Below are 18,327 nucleotides of genomic sequence, written 5' to 3' on the forward strand. Positions count from 1 at the left end.
TCAACCCAGCAGCACCTTCTGGAACTCAGCGTTGTACTTGGCCTCTTCGGCCGGGGACAGCCCCCGGAAGACGTGCGCCTGGGACAGCGTTTCCTCGTTCGGGAAGATGAGCTGGTTCTCGGCCAGCTCCGGGTCGATCGCCATGGCGGCCTCCTGGGCACCCACGACCGGGGTGATGTAGTTCACCCAGGCGGCAACCTCCGCAGCCACTTCGGGCTCGTAGTAGTAGTTGATCAGCGCCTCGGCGTTGGCCTTGCGCGGCGACCCGATCGGCACGAGGAAGTTGTCGTTCCACAGGGTTCCGCCCGCCGTCGGGATGGCGAACTCCCAGTGGTCGCCGGCCTCCGCGTTGATGACGGTGATGTCACCGGACCAGACGATGGCCGCCAGGGTGTCCTCGCTCTTGAGGTCCTCCAGGTAGGCGTTGCCCTTGATGTTGCGGATCTGGCCGTCACCGACCTGCTTCGCGAAGATGTCGTTCGCGGCGTTGAACTCGTCGTCGCCCCAGTCCCCCGCGATGTCGACGCCGTTCTGCAGCATGATCAGGCCGAGGGTGTCGCGCATCTCGGAGAGCACACCGACGCGTCCCTTCAGGGACGGGTCCCAGAGGTCGTCAACCGACTTGAGTCCACCCGGGAGCTTGTCCTTGTTCCAGGCGATACCCGCGAAACCACCCTGCCAGGGGAGCGACTGGTTTCGTCCCTTGTCGAAGTCCACGTTGAGCAGGTTCGGCGTGAGGTTTTTCAGGTTCGGGATGTTCGCGTGGTCGAGCTTCTGCGTGTAGCCGAGGCGGATCCACCGGGCGACCATCCAGTCGGTCAGGCAGACGGTATCCGCGCCGATGTCCTGGCCGAGGGCGAGCTGGTCCTTGACCTTGCCGTAGTAGGTGTTGTTGTCGTCGACGGCCACGTCGTAGTTGACCTTGATTCCGGTCTCCTTGGTGAACGCCTCAATGGTGGGGTATTTGCCGGCGTCATCCTCGTCGATGTACGCGGCCCAGTTAGCCCAGTTCACTTTCTTGTCGCTGGCCGACGTGTCCTTGGCCGGGGTCGGCTTGGTGCTGCCGCCTCCGGTCGAGCAAGCGGCGAGGGCGAGGGACGCCGCGCCCGCACCGGCACCGGCAAGAACGGTGCGACGACCGACCTGCGCCCGCTGCGCCTGACGGATCAGCTCCTGGATCATCGGATCAGCTGGCATAGTCCTGGGCTTCATGGTCGGTCTCCTTGCGTATTCGGCGGGCAAACTCTCACGCCTCGCGACACTGCGAGTGGATTGATAATCGCACAATCGAGCCGCCCACACACCCCAGAGTGACCAAATCGTTAATTTTCTTGGCCTTTCATCACGAAATCAGCACTTAGGCCTGACATTTGCATCTGAAAACGGCAGTCGAGCGGCGGTAGGCTGGCGTCACGGACAGAGCTGTCCCCCGCTGAGCTAAGGAGCACCATGAAGGTCGCCATTCCGAAGGAGATCAAGAACAACGAATTCAGGGTCGCGATCACCCCGGCCGGCGTGTACGACCTCGTGTCCAACGGGCATGAGGTGCTCGTTGAAACCGGCGCCGGACTCGGGTCGTCGATCACCGACGAGAGCTACGCGGCGGCCGGCGCTACGATCATGCCGACGGCCGAATCCACCTGGGCCGCCGCCGAGATGCTCCTCAAGGTCAAGGAGCCCGTCGAGAGCGAGTACGTCCACTTCCGCGCCGGGCTGGTGCTGTTCACCTACCTGCACCTTGCCGCGGAGCCGGAACTCACTCGCGCACTGCTTCAGGGCGGCGTCACGGCGATCGCCTACGAAACGGTGCAGCTGCCCTCCCGGGCGCTTCCGCTCCTCGCCCCGATGAGCGAGGTAGCCGGGCGGCTCGCCCCGATCGTCGGCGCCAACGCCATGCTCAAGCCCAACGGCGGCCCCGGCCTGCTCGTCCCCGGCGTGCCCGGGACGCACCCGGCGAAGATCACCGTGCTCGGCGGTGGCGTCGCCGGCACGGCCGCCATGCAGGTCGCCCTCGGTCTGGGCGCCGAGGTCACCGTGCTCGACACGAACCTGTTCCGGCTTCGCGAGCTCGACGCCCTGCATTACGGGCGGGTGAAGACGATCGCCTCGAACGGCTTCGAGATCGACAAGGCCGTGCTCGACTCCGACATGGTCATCGGATCCGTGCTCATCCCCGGAGCCAGGGCCCCGAAGCTCGTCAGCAACGACCTCGTCTCGCGGATGCGGCCGGGGAGCGTCCTCGTCGACATCGCCGTCGACCAGGGCGGATGCTTCGCCGACTCGCACTCCACAACGCACGCCGATCCCACCTTCACGGTGCACGGGTCGTTGTTCTACTGCGTCGCGAACATGCCCGGCGCAGTCCCGAACACCTCGACCTACGCCCTGACGAACGCGACCCTGCCGTATGTCCGCGCCGTCGCCAACCGAGGTTGGAAGGATGCCCTCCGGGCCGACCCGGCACTGGCCCTCGGCCTGAACACCTTCGACGGCGTGCTCACGAACGGCCCGGTCGCGACCGCGCACGGCCTCGAGTACCGGCCCCTGGCCGACGTCCTGGCCTGAGGACCGCTTCACTCCAGGCGAGGAGCCACGGGGAGGGACACCCGGCCCAGAGTCCCGTCCGGGCACAGCATCCACGCGTGGCCCCTACCCGGCGCCAGCGCGGGCGGAAGCTCCCTTCGGCGGCTGATCATCCGGAAGTCGCCGACGCTGCATCCGTCGAAAACGATGACGGCGTGGGCGCGCAGCGCGGCCATCAGCGCCCACTGCGCCTGCCACGATTCCGCATCGCCCACGAACACCGTGCCCGGCGCCGCATCGCCCGGTTCGATGCGCGCGAGCCGGCCGGGGGCCGGCGCCGAGATCTCGACGACGGTACGCCGCCCACCCGGGGCGGCCCGCAGCATCCCGGCGGCGCGGCCCGGCGCCGCGGAGACCACGAGCAGGGTCCCCGCACAGTCGAGGATCGACGGGGTGGGCGTGCCGGCGGCGAGGGGGCGGGCGCCCGGCCCGGGGTGTGGCGTCTGGATGCGCAGGCCCTGCCAGCTTCCACCCCCGGGCGCCAGGGACGGGTCGAACAGCGCGCCGTCTCCCCCGGCGGCGAGATGGTCCAGGCGGGAGGGCATTCGCAGCAGCAATGTGGCCTGGCACAGGCCGGAGAGACCCTGCAGCACGGCGACGCGCTGCACGGCGATCACCAGGCGCAGCCCATAGGCCCGCCCGTCACGCAGCAGGCCGGCGAGCAGCTCCGCCGTCTTCATTTGGTACTCGGGTTCCCACCGAGCCCAGAGGGAATCCAGGTCGTCCAGCAGCAGCAGCCGCGCCTCCCCGGTCCCTCCGGCCGCGAGCTCCCCGTGCGCCTTCGCCAGCGCGTCCCAGGCGGCCTCGACGTCAGGGGCGACGAACTCGACCCGCTCGAAGCCCGGCGAGCCATTCGCCGCCAGCGCGTCGAGCACGGAACTCTTCCCCGAGCCGGCGCCGCCGATGACGAGCAGGTTCCCGTCGCGTTCGGGGAGGTAGCGGGCGACCCGGTAGCGCTGCCGGTCCGGCTCGTCGAGCAGGCCGAGCAGGTAGCCTTCCCGGTCCGCCTCGCGGCCGGCATCACGCTCGGCCGCGACGGCCGCCCGCAGATCGCGCAGGGTCACCCGCGCGGGAAGCGGGTCCAGCCAGGGCCGGCGGGAGGGCGTGCCGGCCGGGGTCAGCTCGGCGATCGCGCTGATGTCGCCCGGGAGCGTTGTGGCGACCTGGCAGGGCCGGATGCCCGCCCCGGCGTCGACCAGGCAGCGGCCCGGCTGGTCCTGCGCGAGCCGGGCTGCGCCATCCGTGCCGATCACGGCGATGCTGTCCGCCCTGTTGTTGACCCGGAGCGAGACGCGCAGGCTGCAATTGGCCAGGAGGGCGTCGCGCACCACCCCGGCCGGGCGCTGGGTGCAGAGAATGAGGTGCACTCCCAGGGAGCGACCCCGGGCCGCGATGTCAACGAACCGGGCGTGCAGCCCCGGGAAGGCGTCGAGCATCGTGGCGAATTCGTCCACCACGATCACCAGTCGCGGGAGCGCCGCTGCCGGGACGATCTCCGCGATGTCGCGCGCGCCGGCGGAGCGGATGGCCTCCTCGCGGTACCTGAGTTCGGCGGTCAGGCTCCGCAGGGCGCGTTCGGCCTCCGCCGCGTCAAGGTCGGTGATCAGGCCAACGCAGTGAGGCAGTGCGCGCAGGGGGCCAAACGCCGCCCCGCCTTTGAAGTCGACGAGGAGAAAGGTGACCTGCTCCGGTGAATAACGGGCGGCCATCGCGGCCACCCAGGTCACGAGGAGCTCGCTCTTGCCGCTCCCGGTCGTGCCGCCGACGACCGCATGGGGACCGGCGGCCACGAGGTCGAGCGACACCTCGCCATCCTCGCCCACGCCGATGACGGCCTCGAGGCCCCGCCCCCCGGACGCCGTCCCCTGCCCGTGGAGCTCCCCGAGGGCGACGCTGCGAGGAAGCGGGCGCGCGTGCCGGACCAGGCCGATGGCGACGGCGGCCTCGCGGAGCGAGGCCGCGAAGCGCGCGGCATCCTCGGTGGAGACGAGCTCGGGGCGGAACCGGGTCGCCCGCGCGTGCGCGGCCGACGCGATGATCTCCGCCCTCAGCGGGCCGTGCACGCGCACGATCGTCGCGCAGCCGGGCGGCAGTTCCCCGGCCGTTTCGGCCAGCGCGATGACCAGCGGGTCCGCCCCCGATGCCGGCGAGGTGGGGACGCGTCCTTCGGTCACGACGACCGTCTGCGCGGGCGGCCCGGCGCCGGCGTGCGGAAGCACCGCGGTCCATTCCCACCCGGCTCCGGGCTCCGCCGGCAGGGCGCACCGGTCCGGCGGGTGGGCAAAACAGACCTGGACGAGCAGCCCGCGAGCGAACGCCCGGACCAGCGGCAGCGGGCCGACGATGCCGATGCCGCCCCGCGGGTCCACCGTGAGCGGGGCGTCGGACAGCGTGGCCGCCCACCGCCGCAGTTCCCGCTCCTCGGCCGTGTCCCCGGGGCCGTTCACACGCAACCCGCTGTCCACCTCACCCGAGCCGAGAACGACCGTCGGGCCGTGTGCCCGGTGCCAGAGACCGGCGTCGTCGGCCCCGCCCAGGATGGTGCCGACGGCCGGCGACCGGGCCCAGGCACTCTGCCGCAGCGTCTCGTGACGTGCGGCCACGTCGGCCCGCAGGGCCTCGACCGCTGCCGCGTAGGCCCGGGCTTCGGCCCGCAGTCCGGTTCGGCGCGTGCGCCGGGCGTCGACCATGCTCGCGACCGCGATCACCGGGCCGAGGGCCGCAAAGACCAGGCTGAAGGCCGAGCCGGTGATGGCCCAGATCACGCCGGCCGCGGCGAGGGGGGCGACGCCGGCGACCAGGGGAAAACGCGCCGGGGGCGGAGCCGCTGCCCGATTCGGCAGTGTGAGCTGTTCGGCGGGGTGAATCACCTGCCAAGGAGACCAGACTCCCGGGGCCCGCGGGCGGGGACCGTGCGATGCGTTCACCGGGCTGCGCCGCGCGGCGGTGGTGAGGAACGGTAGTCAGGGCCCGGCAACAGCGGGGGCGAATTCGGACGCGCGGGCTGTGGGAGGCCGGCTCAGCTCAGGACGAAGAACTGGTCGGCGATGTCCACCCGGGTGCCGCGGGGAACCCGGTACCGGCGGCCGGGTTCGCACCGCAGAGCAGCCTCGCCGGGCCGGCGGATGATGGTTCCATTGCCGGAGAACCGGTCGCTCACCCAGAACTCGCCGTCCTGCTGCCCGAATTCGAGGTGGCTCTTCGACACCGACATCCCGGTGTCCGAAATCTGGATCAAGTGGTCGAAGACCTCCGACGGCTGCGGCAGGGGTCGGCGCCCGATCAGGCCGGTGCCGCCGACCCTGGCCCGCTCCCCCGTGCTGAATTGCAGTTCGAACAGCGGCGCGCTCGTCGAGATTGATTCGGCGACGGGCCTGGCCGCCGGCGTCGCGGGTGTCAGCTCGGTCGGCGGTTCCGCCGCGGGAGGCGAGGAGAACAGCAGGTCCGTCGGCGGCTCGTCAGTGTCGATCGGCAGATCAGTGTTGATCGGCGCGTCGGTGTCGATCGGCAGATCGTTACCGATCGGCTCGTCGGTGTCGATCGGCTCGTCGGTGTCGATCGGCACGGAGATGACTGTCGGTTGCGGCGGGAGCCGCTGGATGATCGTGGTGTCGCTGGGCCGAGGGTCCGGCCTCTTGCGCGTGGCCGGTGTGGCCGTGCTTGAGCTGCCGCATTCCCCGCAGAACATGGCGCCACCGGGCAGTTCTGTCCCGCAGATCCGGCAATTCACGATCCGGCTCCTTCCACGGTCCGTTTGGACGCTCCTCCAGAGTACCGGCCGAAGGAGCGCACGGAGATGAGCGCCTTCACTCGCTCCCGCCGGCTGCTGGTTCCCCGGAAGGCGGCGCGCAGTTCGCCCACGGAACCCCACACCGCATCGGCGTCTGTGTGGGCCGGTTCGTCCGGCGAGAAGAGCGCACGATCGACGACGGATGCCAGTACCAGCGACCGCTGCCCGCCCACCGCTTCAGCGAGCTCGGTGCGGGTGGCCGAAGGAGGCACGGGAACGCGGAAGTCGGTCGCGGTGTCGGCGAAGTCCCGCCAGCCACCGCTGATCCGGTCGGCGGGCGAGTCGGCGGCTCGCCGCAGCCGCCTCCGTCGATGCTTGGCGGCGATGATCGCCAGGAACGGGGCGAGCAGGATGAGCAGGCCCAGCAGGGTCCAGCCGAGGGCCGTCAGGGCGGCCAGCAGGAAGGCGAGCAGAGGGTGCATCGGCGCCGGCGGGTCCTCGACCGTGCTCTCGGGCGGGCTGAGGTCTCCCGGCGCGGCAGCGTCGGGGGCCGGCGGCGGTACGACGGTCTGCGGCCGGGAAACGACGGTGGGCTCGTCGGGCTGCTTGGGCGGAACCTCCCGCACGGCGGGATTGGGGTCGATGCTGATCCATCCGTCTGCGGCGGTCTGCACCTCTATCCACGCCGATATGTCGGCGCCGGTGACGGTCACCGACTCCCCTCCGCCCGCACTGGCCGGCACGAAGCCGACGACCACGCGGCTCGGGAATCCCAGTTTCCGGGCCATCAGGGCGGCCGCGACCGCGTATTGCTCCTGATCGCCGAGCATCGGCTGGTCCCCGAACAGCTGGGTGATGCGGTCGGCGCCGTGTCCGGATCGGCTGGCGGGCTCATCCGCATTCACGCCGTGGCTGATGTAACCGGTCGTCCGGAGGCCCTCGAGCATCGACTGGAGCTGCACTCCGGGCGGGTCGCCGGCTCGCACGTACCCGTCGAGTGCCTGGGTGATCCCGTCGGGAATCACGCTGATCGGCGAGAGGACTTCGGTGCCCGGCCGCGCACCCGCGAGTTCGGCCGCCGGGCGGGGAAGGACCGACCGGCTCCGGTAGCTGTCGCCCTCCTGCAGTCCGCCGAGGACCGCGGCCGTTGTGCTGTTGTCGTTGTAATAGAACGAGTCGGCACGCGCCGTCGCCGAGGAGCCGAGGAATTCAATCCGCTCGAGTGCGCCGGCGCCGGGCACCCAGACACCCCGGTAGCCGTCCACGGTCACGCGCAGGGTGAGCGGCTCGCCGTCGACCTGGCCCTGGTCGATCCGGTAGGGCAGGCGCGTGAACGAGCCCGAGGCGCTGCGGACTGTGTCGCTTCCGACCGAGTAGACGATCCCGTCGTAGCTGTCGAGGGTCGCGACGCGGAGCCTGCCGCCCGCAGGCAGCCCGGCCACGGTGAGCAGGGCCCGCTCGCTCTGCTCCGGTTGCAGGTAGCCGCGGAATCCGCTGAGCGGGCTGGGATAGTCGCGCGGATCGAACGGCTGCTGCACCCGGGCGCGCAGCACGTCCCGCGGCTCCGAGACCGGCACGGCGATCGCGGCGACGGTGCCGACGGCGATGGCCAGCGCGATGATCACCGCGGCGCTGACCAGCCCGCGGGCGGCGGCGAGCGCCCGGTCGCCGGTGGACTCGAGGGTACGGCGAGACTGTTGCGCGATGAGCCGCACCGCGGTTCGGCGTCGCTGCCAGTGCACCCACAGCAGCCAGAAGAGCAGCACGACGAACAGGCCCAGGCCACCCTCGATCGGCGAAGACTCCGCTGTGGGGCCGAGCCCGATACCGGCGATGAACAGGGCGATCGGCGCCAGCAACGCGAGCTCGGCGATCCGCGACCGCAGCGCGGCGGAGAGCCCGATCACGGTGGACAGGAGCACCAGGATGAACGCGGGCACGAGCAGGGCCTGGTACGCGCCGACCGGCAGGACGATCGTGACCAGCTGCTTCCAGCTGAGGGCGGTGGCGGCGAGCAGCTCGAGCAGGCCGTCCACAGACGGCAGGATGCGTTCAATCGCCCGCCCGGGGATGGCCAGGGGCACACCGGCGAGCAGGTACACCGCCACGGTCACCAACGCGACGAGCCAGGCGGGCCAGCACAGGCGCGCGCCGGCTATGGCGATGGCGGCGCCCAGGGCGAAGGTCGCGGCCACGAGCACGATGAATTCGATGCTCTGGTAGACCGGCCACAGGGTGAGGGATGCCATCGCCGTCGCCGCCATCAGGGCCAGGGTGTTTCCCGCGATGAATCCCCAGCCCGGACGCGTGCCGGCGGCGCGCGGTCGCTCGGCGTTCATGCTCCGGCCGTCCTGGCGAGGCTCTTCTGCAGGTCGTCGAGAAAACCGATGGTGAGCACGCTGAGCTCGGCGACGCGCCGGAGGCTCGGCACCGACTCGGGGTCGCAGACGACGGCGACGACCTCGACCCCCGCGGGGAATCGCGTCGAGGCCGCGCGGAGCTCGGCCAGTGTCGCCCGCGACCCGCAGACCAGGAAGGCAACCGAGATGCCGGCCATGCTCTCGGCAGCGGCCCGAGCCAGTCCGGCCAGGGCAAGCGCCCTCGGCGACGTCTCCACTCGGCTCAGGTCATCGAGCAGGCGAGTTCGGGTGAGCGTGCTCAGCGTGCGGAGCGCCGGCCCCCGGCTCCGGCCGGACGCCGCGGTCTTGTCTCCCGCGACGACGGACACGGTCCGCCCGTCGCGGATGGCGCGCACACCGAGCGATCCGGCCACGCTGACGGCCATCTCGAAGTCGTCGTCGGTCGCGTAGTCGGATTCGGCCAGGCTGAGGGCGACCATCAGGTGGCTGCGACGCGTCTCCTCGAACTGGCGCACCATGTAGGTCCCGGTCTTGGCGGTGCTTTTCCAGTGGATGTTGCGGCGCTCGTCGCCGCGGACATACTCACGCAACGCGTGAAACGACACGTCGCTGCTGGTGAGGTCTTTGGTCGGATTGCCTTCGAGGTCCCGGATGAACCCCGTGCTCATGCTGGGGATGGAGATGGTCCGCGGGTGCACGAACAGTTCGATCCGTTCGGCCCAGACGCGCTCCTTGCGCACCAGGCCGATGGGGTCGGCGCGCACCGTTCGGACGGGGCCGACCGGGATCACTCCGCGGCGCCTGGTGGGAACGATGAACACGTCGTCGAAGCTGGAATCCCTGGCCAGGCCGGGCATCGCGAATTCGGCCAGCCCGGCGCCGACGGGCACCTCGACGTGCACACCGGGGAGGCGCCGCCTGGTCGGATTGTGCACGACCACCTGGCCGGGAACGCGGTCGCCCACGACCACGCGGTCGACCGGCATGGCCAGGGAGATCACGTAAGCGGTGCGCCCGATCAGGTAGCCGGAGGCCGCGCCGATGAGCACGAGCCCGGCCCAGCCGACGGCGACCAGTTCGGTCCAGCCGAGGGAGTAGCCGGCGACGAAGCAGAGCACGACAACGGCGAGGATGCTCCAGCCCAGCGGGGTGACCACCGAGCCGAAGAGCTCCGCAACCGCTCGAAGGCGCACCCCCGCGACGCGTGCGGCGCCGACCGTCCGCGCGATGGAGTCGGCCAGGCGGCCGTCCCGGGGAACAGCGACGGCCTGGCTCACACGAGCTGCCTGTCTCCGGGCGGCGGGGTCTCGATCAGGATCTGCGCGATCACACTCGACGGGGTGACACCGTCGAATTCGGCCTCCGGGTCGAGCAGGAGGCGGTGCGCCAGCACCGGTTCGGCCAGCTCCTTCACATCGTCCGGGATCACGTAGTGCCTGCCGTTGGCCGCGGCCAGCGTTTTGGCCGTGCGGATGAGGGCGAGCGCGGCGCGCACGCTGGCACCGAGGCGCACCTCGGTCGCGTTGCGGGTGGCGTCGACGAGCCGGGCGACGTAGTCGTTGATCGTCGCGTCCACATGCACCGTGCGCGCCAGCGCGGCGAGCTCGACGACGGTGGCTGCCGACAGCACGGGCGGAACCACGACGTCGTGGGCGCGCTTGTCGGACCCTTCGAGGATCCGGATCGTGGACGCGTGGTCGGGGTAGCCGATCGACGACTTCATAATGAACCGGTCGAGCTGGGCCTCCGGCAGCCGGTAAGTGCCCGCCTGCTCGATCGGGTTCTGGGTGGCGATGACCATGAACGGGGCAGCCACGGGGTGCGTGACCCCGTCCGCGGTGACCTGTCCCTCCTCCATCACTTCGAGAAGTGCGGCCTGCGTCTTGGGGCTGGCCCGGTTGATCTCGTCGGCCAGGACGATGTTGGCGAACACCGGTCCGCGGTGGAAGTCGAAGGAACCGCTCCGCTGGTCGTAGATGCTCACGCCGGTGATGTCGCTCGGCAGCAGGTCGGGCGTGAATTGAACCCGGTTGCTCGTGCCGCGTACGCTCTGCGCGATCGCGCGCGCGAGGGAGGTCTTGCCCGTGCCCGGCACGTCCTCGAGGAGCAGGTGCCCTTCGCTGAGCAGCGCCGTGAACGACAGGCGGATGACGTGGGATTTGCCGAGCAGCACTTGCTCGACCCCGCGCACCATCCGGTCGAAGACCTCGGCGAACTGGGTGGCCTGCTCGGGGGTCATCGTCATTGCGGGGTCTCTTTCGTTGGTGCTCGTCGCGGCGGTGCTGATCGCGTTGGTGCTCATCGGTCGTAGGTGTAGCTTCGGTCGGTGCCGTCGATCGGGACTGTCACCGTCAGGCGTACTGTACCGGCTGGCGGCGCCGGGCTCGGCAGGGTGCAGGTGTTCGGTGAGTCGGCATCCGTCACCGGCACCGTGGCATCCCCGGGAACGGAACACCGGTAGCCGGCCGGCAGAGCGGGCCCGTTGTCCGGGCCGTTGGTCCAGCTGAAGACTCCCCCGGCTTCGTCGTAGGCCAGGCCGGTCACGGCGAAACTGACCGATTCCTCCGGCGCGGCCCACATCGACGACCACTCACCGCAGCCGCCCCACGGAGCGCAGGCCTGGAGCTGGAAGGCGACGGTTTCGCCGAACGGGCGACCCAGGAGCTCCCGCGGCCAGCCGACTCCCTCGAATCGCACGGTCGGTCCGGTCCCGTCGGCGGCGCGGATGTTGTAGTGGTCGACGCCCGCGGAGGGGCTCACGCGGGTAACGCGGTAGTCCCAGGCGTCTTCGCGCTGCTCCATCGCCCCGCGCACATCGGTGATCGCTCCCGGGGCCTCGCGCACCCGCACGGTCGCCACCGGGGTGTGCGCACAGCCTGCCCGGTTGTAGCCCCAGACGATGAAGTCGTAGGTGGCGTTGGCTGCGAGCAGGTTGTCGAAGGAAACGGAACGGGTTCCGGCGGACACGGCGACCTGCTCCTCGACCGCCCCGCCGGTCTGCGGAGGGTCGAGGCGACCGGGCGCCGGGGCGCTCACCGAGCACGCCTGCGCGCCCGTGGGCACGATATCGCTGCTGAGCCGCTGCACGATGTATCCGTCGATGGGGTCGCCCCTGCCCTCGAACGCGTCCCAGGAGACGATCACGGTTCCGTCGGAGTCGGAGCCGCTCGCCGAGATCCCGCCGGCTCGAGCCGGGCCGAAGGGACGCCCCGTGCCGGCCGAACTGGCCCAGGTGGAGAGCGCGGGGTACGCCTCGTTCCGCGCGCTGACTGTGTAGGCGACATCCGCGCCGTTGCTGAGGCCGGCCACGTCGATGCTGCAGGAAGACGCGTCGCATTGCGGTCCCGTGGCGCTCACTTCGCCCTGGGGTGTGCCTCCGACGGTGACGACGTAGCCGCGGACGGGCGTGCCCCCGCCTACGGCGCCGACAGCGTCCCAGCTGAGGCGAAGCCCGCCGTCCAGTGGTGCGGCCGCAAGCCCGGACGGGGCCGGCGGCACCACGTCGGACCAGACCGGGTCGGCCAGGGAGGTAGGCACGGACAGGCCCATGCCGTTACGGGCCGCGACGGAGACGCGCACGGCGCGTGACTGGCCGTTGCCCGGCGTGGGGATCTCACACGCGGTCGAGGCGCACAGGACGGTGCCCACCGATGCGCCGGAACCAACGTCGGTCAGGGTCACCTCGTAGCCGGAAATCGGCGAGTTGTTGGACGCCCCGGCGTTGAAGGAGACGGACAGTTTCTGGTCGCCGAATCCGGTCACGCGCAGGTTCGTGACCGGGTCTGCCTTGTCCTGCACGGAAATCCGCACCGTGCCCCAGGCGAAGCGGTCCGGGTCGCCCGTCGCATCGGCCACCTGGTATTCGAGGTTCGTGTCGACGGGCGCGGCCGTGTCGGACACGGTCACCGCGAGGCGGCTGCTGTCGGCGCTCCGGGTGATCGAGACGCCGGCCGGGAGCGAGGCGCGATCCAGGCCGCGCACCCCGACCACGGTCAGCGGGGTCGCCGGGAACGGGTTGGTCGCGCCGTCGTTCGCGAGCACGTCGACGACGGTGGTCCGGCCGCGCGGGGCGATCGCCGCATCCGGCGCCGGAACGGCGATCGGCCTGGTCGAACCGACAACGCGCACATCGATCCGGCCGGCCTTGCCGGCGCTGAGGTCGTCCCGGACCCCGATGGTGAGCGCGCTCCGGGCGCCCTTGCGCGTCTTCAGCGCGGCACGCACGGTGAGCAGCTGACCATCGATGGAATAGCTGAAACCCGTGGGTTTGGGTTCGAGCACCGTGTAGGCGAGCTCTGCCCGGTCGTCCGGGTAGGGGTAGGCGGTGAGTTTGCCGAGGTCGATGACCTTGGTCTCGTCCGGCTCGATGTCGATGTCGGCGCCGTCGAAGGCGGGCGGCTGGTTCGTGCGCGGCGTGACCGTGATCGGCAGGACGATGGTGGACGTGCGAGCTGCGGGGTCTTTCGCGTCGGACCCGTCGGTCACCTCGAAGGAGATAGACGCGGGGCCGTAGTACTTGTCGGCGCTGGTGAAGGCAAGGCGGCGGTCGCCCGACACCAGGCTCGCCCCGTCTGAGTGCGTCGCCTGCACCGTGGTGCGGTCGGTGAGCTTCACGCGCTTCCCGCCGACCGCGACGACGTAGTCGTTGATGTCGATCATGAGCGTCGACTCGCTCGGGATACTGAGCGCCGGTGCCCCCCTGCGCAATTGCGGGAGCGCGTCGTCGTAGCCGGGAACCCAGATGAACGCGTGGGAGACGAGCTCGGGGTCGTCGGGGTGGCTGACGGCGAACGGGATGATCCGGCTGTCATTGCCGATGCTCACCCGGATGCGTTTGGCGCTCGTCACCCGGGCGTCCCGGCCGAACCCGGGCACGACCGATACGTCCAGCTTGCGGGCCGCAGCGTCGGCGAAGAAGACGTTCGCGAGGACATCGACGTCGATCGTTGTGCGGTCGAGCACGTCCGAGAGCGTGAGCCGGGTGTCGCTGGCCTCCGGCCGCGACAGCGGCGCGTCCGCCCGCACCACGACGGTGAGGAAGTTCGAGCTTGTGCCGCCCCGCTCGTTGCGGATCTCGTAGATGAAGCCCAACCGGCCCTCCGTCTCCGGCACCGTCACCGAGACGACGTCACCGTCGACCACCGCCTGCCCCTGGCTGCCGCTCGGCTTGACCGCGGTGATGGTGAGCGCGCCGCCGTCGGGGTCGGAGTCGTTGCCCAGGACCCGGACCGAAACGGTGCTGCCGGGCCGCACCGTGACTTCATCGGGGGCCGCGACGGGGTTCCGTGCACCGTCCAGGCGCGGGCTGATTCCCACCCGGATCGTCCCACTCGCCCGGGCGCCGAGGGCGTCGACGACCGAGTAGGTGAAGGTGTCCGTGCCGGTCGAGTATTCCCCGGACGTGTATTCAATCGAATCGGAGCCGCCGGTTGCGACCGAGCCCTTCTCGGGGTTGGTGTCCTGGCCGAGCAGCTGGACCGAGTCGCCGTCGGGGTCGATTCCCGAGAGCGGAATCGGGATCCGCACCGTGTTCCCCGCGAGGACACGGGCGATCACGGTTTTCGGCACCGGCGGGTTGTTGGATTCCTCGTCGGCTTCGCGCACGGAGATGCTCACCTCGGCGTTGGCGAACTGGCCGTCCGGCGCATTGACGCGGTACACGGCGGTGAAGTTGCCGGCCATGGTCGGTGCCAGATAGCGCAGCACGGTGCCCGAGGCGAACAGCACGCCGGCTCCGCGAGGCAGGCCCGCGGCGAGCGCGGGATCCAGGGTGAGGACTTCGCCGTCCGGGTGCTCGTCGTTGGCGAGAACCGGGATATCGATGGCGTCGCCGACCCGCACCGAGATGGTGTCCGCCGTGGCGATGGGGGCCTGCTTGCGCGCCGGCTCCGCGATCTCGACGACGGTCACCGTCCCCTCGGCCTCGGCCAGGCCGTTGCTCACCCGGTAGCCGAATGTCACCTGACCGGCGTCGAGTGGTTTCGTGAGCGTGAGCCGCAGCAGATGCTGGTCGAGGATCTCGACCCGGAGACCGCTGGCCGGGGCCACGTCCATCGTTCCGGTGACGAGCAGCACCCCGCCGGCGGGGTCGAAATCGGTGGCGAGCACGTCGACGACGGTCGACTGACGGCCGCGGATGAACGCCGTGTGCGGCACCGTGACGGGTTTGGTGTTCGACTCCGGCGCGGGAACGACCTCAACGCGCACCCTGCCTGTCGCCGTGGTTCGACCGTCCGTCACCGCGTATTCGACCTCATGGGTGCCGACGACGTTGCTGGTGAAACGGAACGTGCCGCCGTCGAAGGACGGGGTCACGGTGACGTCCGGTTTGGCCGGGACGCTGCTCAGGCGAAGCGGGCCGGATCCCCCGCGCACATGGAGCAGCGGGGACACGGTCATCTCCCGGCCCGCGGCGGCCAGCACGACGAACGGCTCGGCGATGATGGGAACGGCTCCGGCCGGACGAACCGTCACGGCCATCGTTCCGGCGCCGGCCAGCCGCCCGTCCGAGACGACCAGGCCGACCTGCTTGAGCTCGCCTCCGCCGCCGGCGTCCGTGTAGATCACCGACCCCTCCGGGGTGAAGCTCGCCTGGTCCGGAGGGGGTGCTGTCGCCGAGGTGAGGTAGAACGGATCGCCGTCCGGGTCGATCCAGTCGCCGAGCACCTGGCTGGTCACGCGCCCGCCCAGCTGCACCGTCGCCCGGGTCGGCCTGGCCTGCGCGGGCGGCGAGTTCTCCCCCTCCGCCCTGACCGCCACCGTGACGGTCGCCGACGCGACACCCCCGCGTCCGTCGTTGACGGTGTAACCAAAGCTCAGCCGACCGGCCGCGGTGGGCGGCAGGGTCAGCTGCACCTGCTGGTTGTTGCCGATCAGTTCGAGTCGGCCGGCGTCGTCCGGGATCCGGCTGAGTGAGGCAATCACGAGCACGTCGCCGTTGGGGTCGTAGTCGTTGAGCAGGACCGGCAGGGTGACGGCCCGACCGGGTCGGGCGCCGAAGGCGTCGTCGAGGGCCACCGGCGGAACCTGCGTCTTCTCGAATTCGGGCGCGCTGTCGTCATCCGTGTCTTCGACCCGCTGCTGGTCCCGCACCGTTTCGATCAGCTCATCCCAGTTGTCGATGAGCTCGTTGTCCTGCTGGACGGCCCAGGCCGCACCGTTGCGGGCGTCGTTGAGGAGCACGGCCGAACCGTTCACTCGGAATCCCAGCCGGGCGTCGCCGGCAACCCCCGCGAGTGTTTCCATGGCACCTTTTCGGGCCTGGCCGGTGCAGGACTGCCAGACCGTGCCGTCGCCCCAGGCTGCATGGGAGCACTTTCCGGCCGAGGCCGGTGCCGCGGCGTCGCCGGTGCGCCCGGTGACCAGGACGGAAGGCTGCCCTCCCGACACCGGGACACCGAGGAGCCCTCCCCGGTGGGCGACGAGGACGCGGTCTCCGGTTACCGCCGCCTGTTGCAGCAGGGGACCATCGGCGACGGCGATCTCCGCGGACAGGTCGACCATCTGCCCTGGCAGGTACAGCTGCCTCGTCGCCTCGTTGAGGAGAGCCCAGCGCCCACCGACGCTGGTCAGCTGGTAGCCGTCTTCCCGGGCGCCGGCCTGCAGGGACACCGTGGAGACAACCGCGTCGCCCTGGGTGGTGTCGACCCGCGACAGGTCGCCCGTCGCCGGCGTGAACGCGAAAAACACGCCGTCTGCGTCCATGCTGGTGACCGAACCGGCGCCGAGCGCGAGCGTCGGCTCCGCGAGGCTGTCGAAGTCGGCGAGCGCGGCGGCCTCCAGGTTCCACATGTTGCCCTCGGAGGTGATGACCGCGCGGTCCTCGGCGAGGTAAACCGACGGTTCCACCGGCGGCAGGGGAACGCTCTCGGCGACGGTGGCCGTCGCCGGATCGATGATGTCCAGCGAGCTGTTGCCACGGTCGATCACCAGCACGGTCGCGCCCTGCTGGCGCACGTCCAGGCTGGAACTGCCCGACTGCACCACGGTGTTCAATTCCCGCACGGCGGTGTTGGCCCGCCCGACGACCTGGCGGGACTCATTGGTCACCCAGACGGCCGCGTCGCCCAGGTCCATCCGCTGGGCCGTGTAGCCGCCCGAAACCACGGCAATCCCGGCGATCAGCGCCGCCACAACCGTCCCGCTCGTTGCCGTGGCGACCAGGGAGCGGTGGGTGGCCAGCCACCCCGCGATCACGGGGCTCCTTCGGCGGTTTCCACGCACTTTTCACCGCTGGGCTCGCCCGGTTTGCCTTCGCGGTTGACCGTGACGGTGAGGCAGACGTTCGCCCGCCCGGTCGCGTCAACGCTGAACTCCGTGCCCTTCTGCCTGCTCTCCTCGCCCGTGCGCAGCGTCACGACGTAGTTGTCGCCGGGGCGCAGGCCGGCGTCGGACCAGGTGAAGACGACCGTGCCGGAGCGCAACCGGCCGGCGATCTCGCTGACGACCGGTATGTCGGCGGCGTTCCGTTGAACCAGGAGCGCCGCCGCCGTGGCGGAGAGCCCCACAGTGAGCAGGGATGCGGCCATCAGCGCCCACATCATGCGCCCGCGCCCTCCCCTGCGGTGGATGCGCGTCTGGGAGGCACCGGGTGTGCTGCGGCTGTGCAGGAGCTGCGGTTCGCCCCTCGAGCCGGGGCCGGTCGGCGGCTTGCGCCGGCGACGGGCCGCATGCGGGTCGATGGAGTTGACGCCGCTGACGCGCGTCTTGTCGTCCGGGTCGGCCAGGGTCGCGGCGGCCCAGTCGTCCATGGCCACCTCGAGCGGCGTCTGCGCCAGCCCCAGGTCGGCCTCGACCGACTGCAACTCCCGAATGAATTCGAGCACGGTGCGCTGCCGGGAACCCGGTCGCCGGGACATCGCCCGGTCGAGGACGATTTCGAGCCGGGCCGGAACATCCGCGCGATTGATGGCGGGGACTTTTCCCTGTGCGATGCGGGACATCAGTGCCGCGGAGCTGTTGTCGGCACCGGGCTGCTCGAATGGGGAGCGCCCGGCCAGCAGCGAATAGACGGTCGCCCCGAGAGACCAGACCTCGGCGGACACTGACCCCGAACTCTCGTCGAGCAGCACCTCGGGGGCCGACCACGGGATCGAGAGGCCCACAGCGTCCGATGACTCCGCCTCGCCCAGGGTGGCCGCAATGCCGAAGTCGGACAGGACGGGGTGGCCATAGGCGGTGACCAGGATGTTCGACGGCTTGATGTCGCGGTGCAGGATCCCGAAGCGGTGGGCGGTCTCGACGGCGCTGGCGATCTTGATCCCGATCCGCAGCGCGTCGGGGACCGAGAGGGGCTCGTCGCGAAAGCGCCGGCTGAGGGCTCCCGAGCAGTACTCCATCACCAGATACGGTCGCCCGTCGGCAGAGAGGCCGGCCTGGAAGACCGTGAGGATCGACGGGTGGGAGCTGAGCTGGGCCATCACGTTCGCCTCGGCCTGGAACAGCTGCCGAACCTGGTCGTTGACGACTGCCGCGAGCAGCACCTTCACCGCCACCTGGCGCCTGGGCATGTTCTGCTCGTAAAGGAAAACGTCGGCGAACCCGCCGGATCCGAGCACCCGCAGGTAGGAAAAGCCCGGCAGATTCGGCGGCGCGGATGGCAGTCGTCGTGCCATTTTCTCGCCTCCCCGCCTACTCGTGACCCCGGCGTGCGGC

9 protein-coding genes are annotated in these 18,327 nt (G+C 70.6%); 1 reads left to right on the forward strand and 8 read right to left on the reverse strand.

The genetic code is table 11. From position 1 onward, the window contains the following. On the reverse strand, positions 1-1,212 hold the full coding sequence (locus BLQ39_RS03035; RefSeq protein ID WP_092321616.1) for an ABC transporter substrate-binding protein: 1,212 nt from the start codon (positions 1,210-1,212) through the stop codon (positions 1-3). A gap of 237 nt (positions 1,213-1,449) precedes the next feature. Here BLQ39_RS03035 and ald point away from each other — a divergent pair, with 237 nt between their 5' ends. Next, a complete protein-coding gene (ald, locus tag BLQ39_RS03040; RefSeq protein ID WP_092321617.1) occupies positions 1,450-2,565 on the forward strand; it encodes an alanine dehydrogenase in 1,116 nt (371 codons plus the stop codon). Between the two features lie 8 nt (positions 2,566-2,573). Here the strand turns inward: ald and BLQ39_RS03045 are convergent, their stop codons facing one another. From BLQ39_RS03045 to BLQ39_RS03075, 7 genes are all read right to left on the reverse strand, one after another. Then, positions 2,574-5,453: an FtsK/SpoIIIE domain-containing protein gene (locus BLQ39_RS03045; RefSeq protein ID WP_092321619.1), complete on the reverse strand. Its 2,880-nt coding sequence runs from the start codon at positions 5,451-5,453 to the stop codon at positions 2,574-2,576. A gap of 149 nt (positions 5,454-5,602) precedes the next feature. Further along, positions 5,603-6,148, reverse strand: a complete 546-nt coding sequence (locus BLQ39_RS03050) for an FHA domain-containing protein (RefSeq protein WP_241986944.1) — start codon at positions 6,146-6,148, stop codon at positions 5,603-5,605. A gap of 161 nt (positions 6,149-6,309) precedes the next feature. Beyond that, the gene (locus BLQ39_RS03055) at positions 6,310-8,652 is read right to left on the reverse strand and encodes a transglutaminase-like domain-containing protein (RefSeq protein WP_092321622.1); all 2,343 of its coding nucleotides are present in this window, start codon (positions 8,650-8,652) and stop codon (positions 6,310-6,312) included. Next, positions 8,649-9,950, reverse strand: coding sequence for a DUF58 domain-containing protein (locus BLQ39_RS03060; protein WP_092321623.1), 1,302 nt, complete (start codon positions 9,948-9,950; stop codon positions 8,649-8,651). The genes BLQ39_RS03055 and BLQ39_RS03060 overlap by 4 nt, the downstream gene beginning before the upstream one ends. Then, entirely contained in the window at positions 9,947-10,918 is a 972-nt protein-coding gene (locus BLQ39_RS03065) for an AAA family ATPase (RefSeq protein ID WP_092321724.1), read from the reverse strand. The genes BLQ39_RS03060 and BLQ39_RS03065 overlap by 4 nt, the downstream gene beginning before the upstream one ends. 53 nt (positions 10,919-10,971) lie before the next feature. Continuing rightward, entirely contained in the window at positions 10,972-16,869 is a 5,898-nt protein-coding gene (locus BLQ39_RS03070) for an Ig-like domain-containing protein (protein ID WP_092321625.1), read from the reverse strand. Continuing rightward, positions 16,866-18,287 (reverse strand): serine/threonine-protein kinase, encoded by a 1,422-nt coding sequence (locus tag BLQ39_RS03075; protein ID WP_092321626.1) that lies wholly within the window; start codon positions 18,285-18,287, stop codon positions 16,866-16,868. The genes BLQ39_RS03070 and BLQ39_RS03075 overlap by 4 nt, the downstream gene beginning before the upstream one ends. Positions 18,288-18,327: the final 40 nt, after the last annotated feature.

Origin of the sequence: Cryobacterium psychrotolerans, assembly GCF_900101115.1 — a bacterium.
GTDB lineage: Bacteria > Actinomycetota > Actinomycetes > Actinomycetales > Microbacteriaceae > Cryobacterium > Cryobacterium psychrotolerans.

Excerpts from the sequence above, each read along its gene's own strand:
- BLQ39_RS03035 (WP_092321616.1), bottom strand. The coding sequence starts at position 1,212 with ATGAAGCCCAGGACTATGCCAGCTGATCCGATGATCCAGGAGCTGATC.
- ald (WP_092321617.1), top strand. The coding sequence starts at position 1,450 with ATGAAGGTCGCCATTCCGAAGGAGATCAAGAACAACGAATTCAGGGTC.
- BLQ39_RS03055 (WP_092321622.1), bottom strand. The coding sequence starts at position 8,652 with ATGAACGCCGAGCGACCGCGCGCCGCCGGCACGCGTCCGGGCTGGGGA.
- BLQ39_RS03065 (WP_092321724.1), bottom strand. The coding sequence starts at position 10,918 with ATGACGATGACCCCCGAGCAGGCCACCCAGTTCGCCGAGGTCTTCGAC.
- BLQ39_RS03075 (WP_092321626.1), bottom strand. The coding sequence starts at position 18,287 with ATGGCACGACGACTGCCATCCGCGCCGCCGAATCTGCCGGGCTTTTCC.